The organism is Nonlabens sp. YIK11, assembly GCF_001413925.1.
GTDB lineage: Bacteria > Bacteroidota > Bacteroidia > Flavobacteriales > Flavobacteriaceae > Nonlabens.
This window is the reverse complement of the sequence record NZ_LBMJ01000001.1, coordinates 181,560-195,570: the sequence shown is the minus strand read 5'-3', so window position 1 is coordinate 195,570 and position 14,011 is coordinate 181,560. Positions and strand designations below refer to the sequence as shown.

At 41.3% G+C, this 14,011-nt stretch carries 11 protein-coding genes; 6 read left to right on the top strand and 5 right to left on the bottom strand.

Annotated elements, in window-relative coordinates; all coding sequences use genetic code 11:
* Positions 1-27: 27 nt before the first annotated feature.
* A complete protein-coding gene (locus AAU57_RS00795; protein ID WP_055413623.1) occupies positions 28-2,580 on the bottom strand; it encodes a BamA/TamA family outer membrane protein in 2,553 nt (850 codons plus the stop codon).
* 27 nt (positions 2,581-2,607) lie between these two features.
* On the opposite strand from AAU57_RS00795, the gene AAU57_RS00790 reads away from it, so the two are divergent.
* A complete protein-coding gene (locus tag AAU57_RS00790; RefSeq protein ID WP_055411107.1) occupies positions 2,608-3,339 on the top strand; it encodes a TrmH family RNA methyltransferase in 732 nt (243 codons plus the stop codon).
* Here the strand turns inward: AAU57_RS00790 and AAU57_RS00785 are convergent.
* Together AAU57_RS00785 and ubiE are read right to left on the bottom strand one after the other, a co-directional pair.
* The gene (locus AAU57_RS00785; protein WP_055411106.1) at positions 3,326-4,024 is read right to left on the bottom strand and encodes a porin family protein; all 699 of its coding nucleotides are present in this window, start codon (positions 4,022-4,024) and stop codon (positions 3,326-3,328) included. The two genes, AAU57_RS00790 and AAU57_RS00785, sit on opposite strands and share 14 nt — an antisense overlap.
* A gap of 6 nt (positions 4,025-4,030) precedes the next feature.
* Positions 4,031-4,762, bottom strand: coding sequence for a bifunctional demethylmenaquinone methyltransferase/2-methoxy-6-polyprenyl-1,4-benzoquinol methylase UbiE (gene ubiE, locus AAU57_RS00780; protein ID WP_055411105.1), 732 nt, complete (start codon positions 4,760-4,762; stop codon positions 4,031-4,033).
* Between the two features lie 157 nt (positions 4,763-4,919).
* Between ubiE and trkA the strand changes: the two genes are divergently transcribed.
* The 3 genes from trkA to AAU57_RS00765 all read left to right on the top strand — a co-directional run bounded on the left by trkA (position 4,920) and on the right by AAU57_RS00765 (position 8,436).
* Complete coding sequence (gene trkA, locus AAU57_RS00775; protein ID WP_055411104.1) at positions 4,920-6,269, top strand: Trk system potassium transporter TrkA; 1,350 nt, start codon at positions 4,920-4,922, stop codon at positions 6,267-6,269.
* The gene (locus AAU57_RS00770) at positions 6,269-7,765 is read left to right on the top strand and encodes a TrkH family potassium uptake protein (RefSeq protein ID WP_055411103.1); all 1,497 of its coding nucleotides are present in this window, start codon (positions 6,269-6,271) and stop codon (positions 7,763-7,765) included. The genes trkA and AAU57_RS00770 overlap by 1 nt, the downstream gene beginning before the upstream one ends.
* Positions 7,766-7,863: 98 nt before the next feature.
* Positions 7,864-8,436, top strand: a complete 573-nt coding sequence (locus AAU57_RS00765; RefSeq protein ID WP_055411102.1) for a DUF3109 family protein — start codon at positions 7,864-7,866, stop codon at positions 8,434-8,436.
* Positions 8,437-9,104: 668 nt separating this feature from the next.
* On the opposite strand, the gene AAU57_RS00755 is transcribed toward AAU57_RS00765, so the two are convergent.
* On the bottom strand, positions 9,105-10,892 hold the full coding sequence (locus AAU57_RS00755; protein ID WP_055411100.1) for a ribonucleoside-diphosphate reductase subunit alpha: 1,788 nt from the start codon (positions 10,890-10,892) through the stop codon (positions 9,105-9,107).
* 2 nt (positions 10,893-10,894) lie between these two features.
* The gene (locus tag AAU57_RS00750; protein WP_055411099.1) at positions 10,895-12,169 is read right to left on the bottom strand and encodes a ribonucleotide-diphosphate reductase subunit beta; all 1,275 of its coding nucleotides are present in this window, start codon (positions 12,167-12,169) and stop codon (positions 10,895-10,897) included.
* 525 nt (positions 12,170-12,694) lie between these two features.
* On the opposite strand from AAU57_RS00750, the gene AAU57_RS00745 reads away from it, so the two are divergent.
* Positions 12,695-13,141: a ferritin-like domain-containing protein gene (locus AAU57_RS00745; RefSeq protein ID WP_055411098.1), complete on the top strand. Its 447-nt coding sequence runs from the start codon at positions 12,695-12,697 to the stop codon at positions 13,139-13,141.
* A 260-nt stretch (positions 13,142-13,401) separates the two neighbouring features.
* Positions 13,402-13,848, top strand: a complete 447-nt coding sequence (locus tag AAU57_RS00740) for a ferritin-like domain-containing protein (RefSeq protein WP_055411097.1) — start codon at positions 13,402-13,404, stop codon at positions 13,846-13,848.
* Positions 13,849-14,011 lie beyond the last annotated feature (163 nt).

Sequence of the window (14,011 nt, the reverse complement as noted above, 5' to 3'; positions counted from 1 at the left end):
AATTATAAAAGCTGCGAATATTCGCAACTAGAAAGGATAATTGATTCCCACGTTAAGGACAGAGTTGGCAAAATTATATTCTGTAAACCATCTGCGGTCCCTAGATAGCGCTGGATTGTATGTTTTGAATCCTATATCAAATCGCAGTACAAAAAAACCGAAGTCATATCGCACGCCAAATCCTGACCCTATCGCTAGATTCTCCAGATCCTGAAACTCATTAAATACAGCTCGAGGATCTTCCTCACTGTCTGCCACGTTCCAAATGTTTCCAATATCAGTAAAAATGGCGCCCTTAAACGCTCCCAACAGCTGGAATCTATATTCTGCGTTGAAGGCGAGCTTCATATTGGCAACATTAAAATCGTTGAGCCCACCAGTGCTTCCTGGACCTAGTTCATACGCTTGCCAGGCACGATTGTCGTTGGGACCACCGGCAAAAAAGGATCTAATAAAAGGAATGTTGTCTGAATTGCCATAGGGAACGGCGATGCCGCCCAAAGCTTTTATGGCTAAAACGTTTTTATTGTCGTATTCCCAGTGCTTGATGTATTCAATTTCGGGCTTCAAATATTGTGAAAACTCTACACCAAAAACTCGTCTGTTCCCATTTTCATTGCGGTCTGCGTTGACCAGGCTCGACACTCCAGCAATCAGGTTACCTGCACTTTCCAGACGCACGCTAAACCTGGAATAGTCCTCGTCGTAAATTCCTTGCTTGTTGTTTCTTATCCAGTTGTAGGAACTCGCGATAATCAAATTATTCTGTACCAATCGATCACGTCGCTCATTAATATTTCTAATGTCCTCTAGCTGTGATGCGTTGGTGTTGAAGTTTCCTTGCAGCGCATCGTTGATGAATTGGTTAGTACCTTCAGGAACGGTGAGGTCATTTTCATCATTTACATAAGTAGGATCTGTAATGTTGAGATCCATGGCGATATCATTAAGACTGGTATAACTGCTGCGATAAACATTGAAAAAATCCTGCGGATCCAGATTGCGTACATACTGGGCGTTGATCAAATCAAATCTCGTACTCTTGATAGGAGTTTGCTGCCATCGATAGCTCAAAGCGCCGTTCACGCTTTGCCGGTCCAGACCAATATTGGTTTGGGAAACAAACCCAAGGGAAAGATTGGTGGCAGGAGACATATATTTAGGAATAACTCCATCGGTTTCCAGTGGAAAGAATAGCCTTGGAAATATAAGACTGGCATCTGCTCCCAATTCCTGAAGGTCAAAAAACCTAGAATCGCCGGTAGCATTGTTGGAACTTGCACCTATGTTACCCCTAAATGTGATGCTTAATAACTCACTTCCTTTAAATACATTCCTTACTAAAAATGAAGTGTTGAGACCAACGCCGAAGGTTTGGATATTACTATGAGAAGCCTCGGTACCAAAGACCAGGTTGTACTTTTTCTTTGAAGTGAGAGAAATGTTTGCAATAAGGTTGTTTCCAGTAGAATCTGCTGGATCTTCTACATAGGTAATACTGGGATAGAGGAAGCTATTCAGTTCCGTTATTCTTTTGTACGTGCGGTCTCTATCTAGGTCTCGATAAATAAAATCTGGCTCAAAGAAAACAGCGTCTGTCAATACACGATTGCTGTATTTTAATTTGCTGTTGCGTATGATTTTATAACCCTTGTAATCAACGGTATCTGGTACAATACTGTCTTGTTCTCTTTGATAATCGGGAAGAATGTGAACCTGACTTATTTTGTGTAGTTGGAAAGGGATTCGTACCGTGGAATCAGCATCTTCAATTTCGCGATCTCTGATGATTAAGGTAAGATTGGCTTTATGATCTGTGTTAACGGTATCGCCTTCAAATTTGATAAATTCCTTTTCCATATGGATGGCGCCATTGTTACGGAACAGTTTGTAAAGCCTATCACGCTCTGCATTGATGTCTCCTGTGTAATATTGCCTTCCTTTTTCCAGTGAGCTAATGTTCTTATGGGCCTCATATAAAGAGTCAATAACAGGAGTAGAAATTTTGCTGTTAATGCTGTCAACGATATACGGTTGGTGACGTTGTACATAATAATTGACACGAGCTCGCTTTTCTCTTTTGGCATCAACGGTTTCTTCGTCGACTTCTGTGTTGAACCAACCTTGATTCCAATACCATAACCTAAGACGCTCTGAAGATTTTTTACTTATTCTTTCATCCACCAGAACCGGTGCTTGACCTGTACGCTTCAACCACTGGTTAAAGGCAACCAGCCCTTCACCCAGTTGTATGGTTTGTTTTTCAGATAACAAATCAATTCTTCTCTCCAGTTGTTTGGGATTTTCTTGCATCCATTTAAGGTATATGGAATCACGGTGCGGTCTGGCGAGATTATAAATGTGAAGCCTTAAAGGGAAAAACCCTATGCCTTGATTGGGCTGCTGTATAGGTAGGTTTGCCACACGGTCATCATCGGGAGCTAGGCTATCCACGATAATGTTGTTCTCTAAAAGAAGCTTACGACCATCGGTAACTCTTCTGACCGTACTACACGATACTGAAAAAATAATAAGCGTTACAATTAAGCCTATTTTTGCGTGAAGTCGTTTTATTCCCATAGGTAGCGGCTCAAAAATACGATGATAATGATTACCAAAAATAAAATTAAACAGATCAAAAGCCTGGCAAGAAAAAAGCATCGGGATGAGCTGCGGCTATATATTGTAGAAGGCTATAAATCTATAAGAGAACTCAAAAATGCCGGACTTAGTATAGAAGAAATCTTTGTTACCAACGAGTCACAAAAGCTGGATGACCTTCACCCAGAAACCATAACCGCAGCAGAGATGAAGTCCATTTCTAATTTGAAAACACCGCCAGGATATCTTGCTGTGGTAAAAATGCCTGAGCCGCAGGGTTTACCCAATGAAGGCTTGATTCTCGCCCTGGATAATGTTCAGGATCCAGGTAATTTAGGAACTATTATTCGGCTAGCAGATTGGTTTAATGTCAAGCATGTGGTTTGTAGTTCTGCAACGGTAGATTTGTTCAATCCTAAATGCATTCAAGCTACCATGGGCTCTATTGCTCGAGTCCAAGTCCATTATACAGATCTAGAAGATTACCTTCAAAAAAGCGATCTGCCTATAATGATTGCCACTATGAGTAAGACTAGTGTCTACGATTTGAGCTTGCCTAAAAATGCTATTCTAATAATGGGAAGTGAGTCTCATGGAATTTCTGAAGAACTCTTGAATTTAGGTACTGCTATTTCAATCCCTCAATATAGTCCTGAAAATGATAAAACGGAAAGTCTCAATGTTGCTACCGCAACCGGAATTCTGTTAGCAGAATGGCGTCGATCTATTGGAATGTAAAGTTTAAAAACACACCTCTTGAGAGCATGCTGTCCACGCTACCGGTGTATGGGCTGTCTGGATTTTCATCTCTCACCAGCTCATCGCTAATGGCAAACACACCTCTTATGGATGGTGTGAATTTGAAATAAGGCAGGTAAATGTCCACGCCTAATCCCATTTCATAATTGAAAACACCCGTCGTTTGCCTAAACTGACCAGCGCTATTGTCATCAGGATTGTCTTCATTACTGGAAAGATTGTGCGAATATGAAGCACCGCCAATTACAAAGGGTTTCCAGTTGTTCAATCGCTTTGTAGAGACTTTGAGCAATAAGGGTAATTGAATGTAGGTAGAACTCACTTCTCTTATGGGCTGCTCTGGAGCGGTAAAAGAAGGATCGGTGAACATGAGATTGCGTTGCACAAAAGCAACGCCAGGTTCAAATCTCAAATTGAGATATTCATTGATTCTTAAATCGCTTAAAACACCTACATTAAATCCAACGGTTGTCTCGGTCTGGATTTCATCTACAATTTCGTTGTAGTCAAACTTGTAATCGTAGGTGTTGAGGCCCATATAAAAACCAAAGGTCAAAATCTGTTTGTCAAAATTCTCACGGTTTTTGAGGCGCTCCTTTGTGAAAAGTTGTGCAGTGGCAAATGAACCTGTGAGGCAAACAAGAATTAAAAAGGTAGTTCTCAACGGTAATTATTTAATGGCTTTGTAAATGGTTGAGGCGCCGTGAAACTGTAAATGGCTCTCCACATCCTTAAACCCAACTTTCTTTAAAATATTGTTGAAACGCTCTCCATAAGGGAATTTTGAAGCGCTTTTTGAAAGATATCCATATGCCTTGCGATCCTTGGAGAAAATTTTGCCCAGCGTTGGCACTACTAAATTGCTATACACATAATATCCTTGTTTAAAAGGAAATTTTTGAGGTACGCTGGTTTCAAGAATGACTAAGATCCCGTTGGGTTTTAAAACGCGCAATATTTCAGAAAGACCTTTTTCAAGGTCCTCAAAATTACGAACACCATAGGATACGGTTATCGCGTCAAACGTGTGGTCTTCAAACTGCAGGTTCTCAGAATCACCCAGCACCATTTCAATGCGATCGTCCAGTTGTTGCTGTTTCACCTTGATTTTTCCCACTTCAAGCATACCGCTTGAAATATCCAGACCTACGAGTCTGGAAGCCTTGGTTTTTTCAGCCATTTTGATCACCAGATCACCGGTTCCTGTTGCGATATCCATAATTGTGTCAGGCTGGTGCGCGGCAACCATATCCACGACGTTGTCACGCCATTTTTGATCCAGTCCTAGAGAAATCATACGGTTCAGCCCGTCGTATTCTCCGCTAATGGTATCAAACATTTTGGTGACTTGCTGCTTTTTTCCGGCGGCATCGTCCTGATTTGGTTTTACTTGTTCAGACACGGTTTGTGGTTTGTGTCAAAGATACAATGGAGCGTTGAGGTAATTGTTATTTCGCTTTCGCGAAAGCGTATTTATCAACCATCCCATCAATATTAGAGCGACTTTCTTACCTTATTATGACCTTATTGGTATATTTGAATTCCACAGAATCGATTTTATGAAAATCATTATAGCTGGCGCTGGCGAGGTAGGATTTCATCTGGCCAAGCTGCTTTCTTATGAATCTCAGGATATCACCCTTATAGATCCCGTTAAGGAGAATCTGCATTATGCAGATACCCATCTGGATATCAGGACAATGAGAGGTGACGCCACATCTATTAAAACGCTCAAGGATTCCAATGTAGGTCAAGCTGATCTGGTCATTGCCGTAAGCAGCAGTGAGGCGATCAATATTACGATTGGAGTACTTGCAAAGCAGTTGGGAGCCAAAAGGACCATCGCGAGAATTTCAAATACAGAGTTCCTGGAAGAGCAACAAGCCATAGGTTTTAAGGGATTTGGGATTGACGAACTGATTTCGCCAGAATCGCTTGCCAGTAAAGAGATTGAGTTGCTTCTCAATCAAAGTGCCTTTAATGACAGTTACGAGTTTGAAGATGGAGCGCTCACCATGGTAGGAGTGAACCTTAGCCGTACCGCACAATTTGTAGGTAAGTCTGTCCAGGAAGCTGGCGAGATTTTCCCTGAAGTTCACTTCATGCCTATTGCCATACAGCGTTTTGGAACCCAATATACCTTGATACCACGTGGTGATACCCAATTCAAGGAAGGCGACCAAGTTTATTTTATTACCACCACTGGTGGCGTGGACGAACTCTATAAACTTACTGGCAAGACACGACGTTCCATGAAGAATGTCATGATTCTAGGTGGTAGTAATATAGGTGAGCAAAGTGCCCGTAATTTATCAGCTGCTGGGATGAACGTCAAACTGGTAGAAATTGATCCTGAAAAGGCCTTTGACCTTGCGGACAAATTACCAGAGGTTCTTGTGATAAGTGGTGATGGACGCAACGTGGAATTGTTGCAGGAAGAAAGTATCCACGAGATGGATGCTTTTATCGCAGTTACCGGTAATAGCGAGACCAATATTATTTCTTGCCTTATGGCAAAAAGTAAAAGCGTGCGCAAGACCATATCACTGGTGGAGAATATGGATTACTTCCAGTTGTCACATAGCATAGGGATCGACACCTTGATCAATAAAAAGCTTCTTGCGGCAAACAATATATTTAGATATATACGTAAAGGAGAAGTGGTCGCGATGACCAAGCTCAACAACATGAATGCCGAGCTGCTTGAATTCATCGTGAAGGAAAACAGCGATTTGTGCAATAAGAAAATCATGGATATCAATGTACCTCGTAGCGCTATCATTGGTGGTGTCATACGTGAAGGCAAAGGAAACATTGTATTAGGTAGCTTTACTATAAAAGCAGGTGATAGAGTAGTAGTTTGTTGTTTGCCGCGCTCTATTTCCAAAGTGGAAAAACTGTTCCAATAATGCCAAGACTCAACTACAAGATCATTAATTATATCATGGGATTACTGTTGGTTTTCAACGGTGGTTTTATGTCCATTAGTTCGCTGGTTAGCGCTTACTACAGCGAGAATGAATCGCTGGAAATTTTGCTGGCAGCGGTAGTGGCGATCACTCTAGGATCGTTGATGATGTTGTTAACCAGGAATCACATCAAGGAATTGGGAAAAAAGGAAGGATACCTCATTGTTACCTTGGGCTGGTTGTTTATGGCTTTTGCTGGTACCATGCCATATTTGTTTACTGGTGCCATAGGTAACTATACCGATGCTTTTTTTGAAACCATGAGCGGTTTCACCACTACAGGTGCGAGTATCATGAACGATATCGAGATCATGCCTAAAGGTGTACTCTTCTGGCGCAGCACCACGCACTGGATAGGTGGAATGGGAATTATAGTACTAGCGGTGGCGATCCTACCTTTATTAGGAATAGGTGGTATGCAGCTTTTTGCTGCAGAGGCGCCTGGTCCCAGCGCAGATAAACTTCATCCCAGGATTACTGACACTGCCAAACGTCTTTGGCTCATTTACGTTGGCTTTACAGGGATCGAGACCGTTCTTCTTAGAGTAGCGGGAATGGGATGGTTTGATGCTGTTAATCACGCCATGAGTACACTTTCTACTGGTGGTTTTTCCACAAAAAACGCCAGTATCGCCTACTGGAATGATAATCCATGGATCCAGTGGATTATTACGCTATTTATGTTTATTGCTGGGATGAACTTTGTATTGAGCTATTTTGGTTTCAAGGGTCAGTTTAAAAAGATCTTTAGGGATACAGAATTCAAATGGTACGCAAGCTTTGTTCTAGGTTTTTCTATCATTGGAGCACTGCTAATATACCTACAGGCAGATGTTTCAATCTCGTCTATAGCGCATCCTATGGTTTGGGGTGAATTGGAAAGCGCCGTCAGACATTCCTTTTTTCAAGTGCTCGCGGTGATCACCACTACTGGATTTGTATCTGCAGACTATACCATGTGGACACCATTTTTAACCATTATGTTCTTTGGGCTGTTCTTTTTGGGTGGTAGCGCAGGATCAACATCTGGTGGTATTAAGGTGATGCGACACATCATCTTGATACGTAATGGTATCATGGAGTTCAAACGCACCTTGCATCCCAATGCTATCTTGCCGGTACGCTACAACGGCAAGGCGTTATCCAACAACATTGTATTTAACATTCTGGGCTTCTTTATCTTGTACATGCTTTCCTTTATAGTGGGTTCTGTTGGGTTAGCGGCTTTAGGTTTGGATTTTGACACGGCAATAGGTGGAGCGCTTAGTAGTTTAGGTAACGTAGGTCCGGCTTTTGGGGATCTGTCACCCGTTAACAACTTTGCCGGTTTACCTGATTTGGGGAAATGGTGGTGCGCCTTTTTAATGCTTATAGGAAGGCTGGAGTTATTTACCGTTTTGATATTATTGACTCCGTTCTTCTGGAGGAATAGGTAAATATTGATCCTATCCATTTTACGCTATCCAATGATTCTCTAGCTTCTTAACGCGAGTAGGCCAGTAGCTGTTATCTTTGCAACCTCAATAAATGATTTATGTTTCAGCTAGGGAAAACCATCGTGTCTGATGATGTTCTGGATAAGGATTTTGTGTGCAACCTCACAGCTTGCAAAGGCATTTGCTGCGTCGCTGGCGAGGCTGGTGCACCGCTGGAACAAAAGGAGCTCGACATCCTTGATGCAGAGTATGAGAAGATCAAGCCTTACCTAAGACCAGAAGGTATCACAGCGATTGAATCCCAAGGTACCTGGATCGAGCGCGAAAATGGCGAACTAGAAACGCCTCTAGTCAACAATAAAGAATGTGCTTACGCCACATTCAGAGATGATGGCACCGCGCTTTGCGGTATTGAGGCAGCTTATCGTGATGGCGCTACCCAATTTTATAAGCCTATTTCCTGTCACTTATATCCAGTGCGCCTACAGGAATACACTTACTTCACCGCGGTGAATTATCATAAATGGCAAATTTGCGATGACGCCTGTGAGCTAGGTGAAGAGCTGGGCGTTCCTGTCTATAAATTTTTGAAGGAATCGCTTACGCGAAAATTCGGTAAGAAGTGGTACGCAGAACTTGAAGAAATTGCGGAAATGAAATCACATAAATAAGATCCAAGACCGCTGCGCTTTAAGATAATAGATTCGAGACCAATCAAATTATAATCACTAGGGCGTAACCAACGCATCATTAGAACCTTAACTTTTTGTCATCCTGAACTTGTTTCAGGATCTTCTGTTTTTTCTATTTCAGTAATTTAAACTTGGTTTAAATGACCTTTTAGTAAGTTATTATAATGCGATTTTTTAAAGGATATGATCGATGTTTCAGCATGACAACTTTTTATGTTGCGTGAGGGATAGTAATGGAAATCCTTTTAACGCGCCGCGAGCGCGGTATGAGATTGAAATAAAAAGCGCGACTGGCGCACTGAGCGAAGTCATGCCCCTAGAAAAGTTCAATTGTAAAAATCACGAACTCCTATTTACACTAGAAATTGACCTATAAAAAAATTCAGCTAGTTTTCAAAGTTCACACATTTAAACTTATATTTATCAAACCAAAAACGCCGATGCTGATGACATCGACGTTTAAGAGTAATCTTTTGGAATGTTTAGATATTTATTAATGAGATAAATTCTAATTCGACTTGCTGCTCTATATATGTTTTTAGAACCTTAAAGATTACTGGTCAATAGAATTGGTTACTAAATCCCTATCCTATTTTCATTAACTTTTTAAAAAGCACCTTTTTAAAGGTGCTTTTTTATTATTTTCATTACGCCTCGCAGCTCACGCATTCTTTCTTTTGCTTGAACTTCTGCGCGGCGTTCATACTGTGCTGGTAATAAAGGGATTTCAATCCCAGTTTCCATGCGGTAATGTGGATCTTGTTCACATCTTTAGTAGCCATGTCTGGATGAACGATGATGTTCACGGACTGACCTTGGTCAATGTGATTCTGACGGTTTGCTGCCTGATAGATGATGTCCATCTGGTCCAGCTCACTGTAGGTCTGGAAAACGGCTTTTTCATTCTCTGTCAAGAAATCCAGGTGCTGCACACTACCGTCATGGTTGCGTATGTCATGCCACACTTCTTGAGTATTCATTCCCTTTTCTTCCAACAATTCCACTAAGTATGGATTCTTGATAGTGGTCTTGATTTTGGCAATGTCCTTCACATAAATATTGGACCAGATAGGCTCGATACCTTGGGATACTTGGCCTAGGATAAATGCGCTAGAAGTGGTAGGAGCGATCGCATTAAGCGTCGCGTTTCTACGGCCGTAACCTTTTAACAATTCTGGCTCACCGAATTTTTGTGCTAACTCCTCGCTCGCTTTGTAACTCTTTTCTTTAAGCGCCTTGAAGATCTCGCTGTTTAAATTGAAGGCTTCCTGGCTGTTGAATGCCAATCTTTTTGACTGGAGTAAAGAGTGCCATCCTAAAGCGCCTAAGCCTAGGGAACGGTTGTCTTTTGCAAACTTGTACGCACGCTCCATAAACAGGAACGTCTGACGGTCGTCCAGCTTATCAGAGTCACGATATGCTTCCAGTTTTTCCAAGAACTCTGTAATCACAGCGTCAAGGAAGTATACCATAGTTTCTACGGCGTCTGTGTCCTTCCACTTGTCATAATGCAAAAGGTTGATGCTGGACAACACGCATACGAAAGAGTATTCATCGCTGGATGGCAACATGATCTCTGTACACAGGTTGCTGGCATAGATTGGCATCTTTTTATCCTGGTAAACATCTGCCGCGTTGTTGTTGGCATTGTCTGTAAAGAAGATGTATGGATAGCCCATCTCACCACGAGACTGCAGTACACGTGCCCAGATGGTACGCTTTTGCTCATCGCCGGCGATCATTTGCTCCATCCATTCATTAGTCACGGTCACACCGTGCGTTAATTCCTGAATAGGATTTCCTTCAGTTCCTATTTCTAGGAACTCATTGATGTCTGGATGTTCTACAGGTAGGTAAGGAGAGAAACGTCCACGACGTACAGATCCCTGACTTACTACATCTACCATAGATTCAAACAATCTCATGATATGAACCGCTCCAGATGCCTCTCCATTATTTTTAATGGCAGCACCGCGATGACGTATTTTACCAAAGTAACCAGAGGTACCACCACCTAGTTTTGACATCATCCCAACTTCCGACTGTGAATATAGAATATTACCTATATCATCATCAATGTGGGAACCAAAACAACTGATGGGCAAGCCACGACGCTTACCAAAGTTAGACCATACTGGTGATGCCAGTGAGTAAAAGCCTTCACTCATGTAACCATAGAACTTGTCTGCATAGCCTGGAATTTTCAGGATAGCTTCGGCGCGCTCTGCTATTTCACGTATGCGCCCTTCTGGTGTTGCGCCAGGTGTTAGGTATCCAGCTTCCAAAAAGTTGCGGCTGTTCTCGTTCAACCATTCAAAACCTTCCTTAGATGGTTTTGCAGAGTTGAGAGCTTCTTTTCTTGCGTCAACCAACTTCTGGTTGGCATCAACCTTTTGTTGTTGTTCTACTTGTGTCGTGGTATTCTGTTCTTTCATAATTAAAATAGGTCGTCTTTGGTTACACTTTGGGCTCTCTTGGTATAGTTGATGGATCGCTTCACAAAGAAGTCTCCATGTTTAGTGGCAATAATTTCATCGTCAAACCATTCCGTTTGTGCGATGAGGTCTTCGTCAATTTCAAATACTTTCTCGATACCTATACTGGCAAGCGAGTTGTTGAATCTGTTTTTGATAAACTCGTTGACTACGGCTTTAGGCAAGAAGTCCAGTTCTCCTTCTTCAAAGATCCAGTCCACAAGGGCGCTTTCTGCCTCAAAGGATCTTCTACACATGTTCTGGATACGCTCGTGGTATTCTTCTGTAAACCAGCCTGGTTGTTCGTCACGTAGAATTCTGATCAAGTCGATACCAAAATCACCGTGAATCTGCTCTTCCTTACTGGTAGCTTCTACCACATTGGAAATTCCCTTCAACATGTTCTTGTGCTTGTTAAAGCCCATGATGATCAAGAACTGTGAGAACAAGGATACGTGCTCAATGAAAAGGCTAAAAAGCAATACAGCTTCTGCATAGCTCTGGTTGTCGTCTGCTTTAGAATTGCGCAACGCGGTTTCCAGATACTGCACACGTTTCATGATCACAGGTTTCTTTTTTAACGCCTTGAATTCTTCATTAAGTCCCAGGATCTCGATAAGGTGCGAGTAGGCATCTGCATGACGTACTTCACTTTCTGCAAAGGTGGATCCTACGGCGCCTATTTCTGGTTTTGGCATACGGTGATACAAATCACCCCAGAAGGATTTTACGGCTACCTCAATTTGTGAAATGGCCAGCATGGTGTTTTTGATGGCACTTTGTTCTACCGGTGTCAATCTGGATTTGAAATCCTGGATGTCGCTGGTAAAATTATATTCCGTATGGATCCAGTAGGAATGACGTATCGCTGGCACATATTCGTATAGTTGTGGATACTCGTAAGGCTTCAAGTTGACGCGCTTCTCAAAAATATCCGTCTTGCGCTCCATGGCGCGTTGATTTCTATATAGGATGTAAGCTTTTGCCGCCTCGTGAAATTCAGTTTCCATCAATTTATTCTCGACGATGTCTTGAACCTGCTCGATGGTAGGAATGTAATTAGGATCGATATCCTTCCTTTTCATCAGGGTTTTATACACCGCTAGGGCAACGTTTTGGGCGTCTTCTTGGGTTCCAGAATTTACGGCAGATAGCGCCTTAAATACTGCATTTGTTATGTTGTTGAGATCGAACGGCTTAACGCTGAAGTCTCTCTTTCTGATGTGAGTGATTTCCATGGGCAAACTTTAAATGACTTGAATAATTTAAAAGTCGTCATAGATCAGGGAAATTTTCAGTGAAATCTTGGGACGTTCTCCACATGGTTATTAACATCGATTTAAGAGCAGATTGAGACTGAAAAAAACAGCGATAAGTAAGCTAATTCCTACTCTTGAAAGTCCCATAAGTTCGTTGGGTGTTAAAATGATTTTGGGGTTTTCGCTTTCGCGAAAGCGTCATTTCAACTTCTTCCAACCTCAAAAAGGCTTCTAAAGACGGGTATGCTTTTTACAAAAATGAGGAATGAAAAGTTGAAACAGAAAAACCGTGTTTTTTGAGTCGTTTTTGTGTCAGTTTCTATAGACAGGAATAATCATGTCGCTCTCAAACGTACATCGTTAATATCTTAACGTATTTGAATAGTTGCTTTACACAATCGTTAATAGCGGCCTAAACTTAAGCCAAACCAATCCCAAACGACGTACGAAACAACCCACATAGCAGTAAATTAGGGTCATAATTAATCACTTAAAACAACTATCATGAGCTATACAGATGAAGTAGGAAAAAAATTAAACGCATTATTGGAAAAGAACTATGATGCAGAAGCTGGTTACAAAACCGCAAAGGAGCAAGTGGATAACACGCAGTTGAAAGATTTCTTTGGTAAGCAGGCACAGGAGCGTTACAACTTTGGTCATGAATTGAAAGCCGAGTTGAAGAGCTTTGGACAGGAACCTGATAAAGGAACCAGTCTAGCAGGTGATGCGCACCGTGCATGGATGAATATTAAATCCACATTCTCTGCAAACAGTGCAGACAGTATTCTTGAAGAAGCTATACGTGGAGAGAAGGCTGCCGTTGAGGAGTACAATGAAATCATCAATGACAGCACATTGCCACCATCTACTAAAAGTGTGTTGACAAAACACAGAGATAATATCCAGAGTGCCTTGACTAATGTCAAGTCCTTAGAGAAAACTTGGTAACAAATTATGCGTTGTCTTTTAAAGACGCGCTAATCAAATCCTAAGAGGTGTTGGTTTTGACCAATTACTCTTGGGATTTTTTTTTTCAAAATGACACCGGCAGCGTGCTCGTTAATTAAATTAACAAAGTCAGGTAATTAGGCCTTCTAACGTTAAGCTGATGGTAAGATTAAATTAAAGTATTGGTAATCAGGGTGTTTTAAAGATCTTATGTTGTTATATTAAGGTATAACGAATTACAAACCATACAAACTAATATTATGAATTACACAGACAAAATAGGAAATAAGTTAAACGAGTTATTGGAAAAAAACTATGATGCCGAAGCTGGTTATAAGCTGGCAAAGGACAAAATAGAAGATTCCAGATTGAAAAGCTTTTTTGATACACAACAGAAGGAACGTTATGATTTTGGACATCAATTAAAAGCCGAAATGAAAACATGGGGGCAGGAACCTGATAAAGGGACCAGTGTAAAAGGCGATCTACACCGCACATGGATGAATATTAAATCCACATTTTCTAACGATAATGAAGAGGCCATTTTAGAAGAGGCTATACGAGGCGAGAAAAAAGCGGTTGAAGAGTATAATGAGATTATCAACAATACGACCTTACCAATTTCCACAAAAAATATATTGACCAATCATAGAAACCGTATTCAAGAAACCTTGAAAACGATCAATATGTTGGAAGCAGCTCACTAGAATTTAAGTGAACTACTCTACAAATTTAGATCCCATCTCAATAGCGAGATGGGATTTTTTATTGTGTATAAATCAAGCATACTTGTGGATAAGTGATCTGGTTAGAAACAAGCATTTGAACTATATTTAAACTTCCCGAATTTTTCAATTTCGATAATTCAAA

Bases quoted from the DNA above. Each gene is read 5' to 3' on its own strand.
- AAU57_RS00745 (WP_055411098.1), top strand. From the start codon at position 12,695: ATGAGCTATACAGATGAAGTAGGAAAAAAATTAAACGCATTATTGGAA.
- AAU57_RS00740 (WP_055411097.1), top strand. From the start codon at position 13,402: ATGAATTACACAGACAAAATAGGAAATAAGTTAAACGAGTTATTGGAA.
- AAU57_RS00755 (WP_055411100.1), bottom strand. From the start codon at position 10,892: ATGAAAGAACAGAATACCACGACACAAGTAGAACAACAACAAAAGGTT.
- AAU57_RS00765 (WP_055411102.1), top strand. From the start codon at position 7,864: ATGTTTCAGCTAGGGAAAACCATCGTGTCTGATGATGTTCTGGATAAG.
- AAU57_RS00770 (WP_055411103.1), top strand. From the start codon at position 6,269: ATGCCAAGACTCAACTACAAGATCATTAATTATATCATGGGATTACTG.
- trkA (WP_055411104.1), top strand. From the start codon at position 4,920: ATGAAAATCATTATAGCTGGCGCTGGCGAGGTAGGATTTCATCTGGCC.
- AAU57_RS00795 (WP_055413623.1), bottom strand. From the start codon at position 2,580: ATGGGAATAAAACGACTTCACGCAAAAATAGGCTTAATTGTAACGCTT.
- AAU57_RS00750 (WP_055411099.1), bottom strand. From the start codon at position 12,169: ATGGAAATCACTCACATCAGAAAGAGAGACTTCAGCGTTAAGCCGTTC.
- AAU57_RS00790 (WP_055411107.1), top strand. From the start codon at position 2,608: ATGATTACCAAAAATAAAATTAAACAGATCAAAAGCCTGGCAAGAAAA.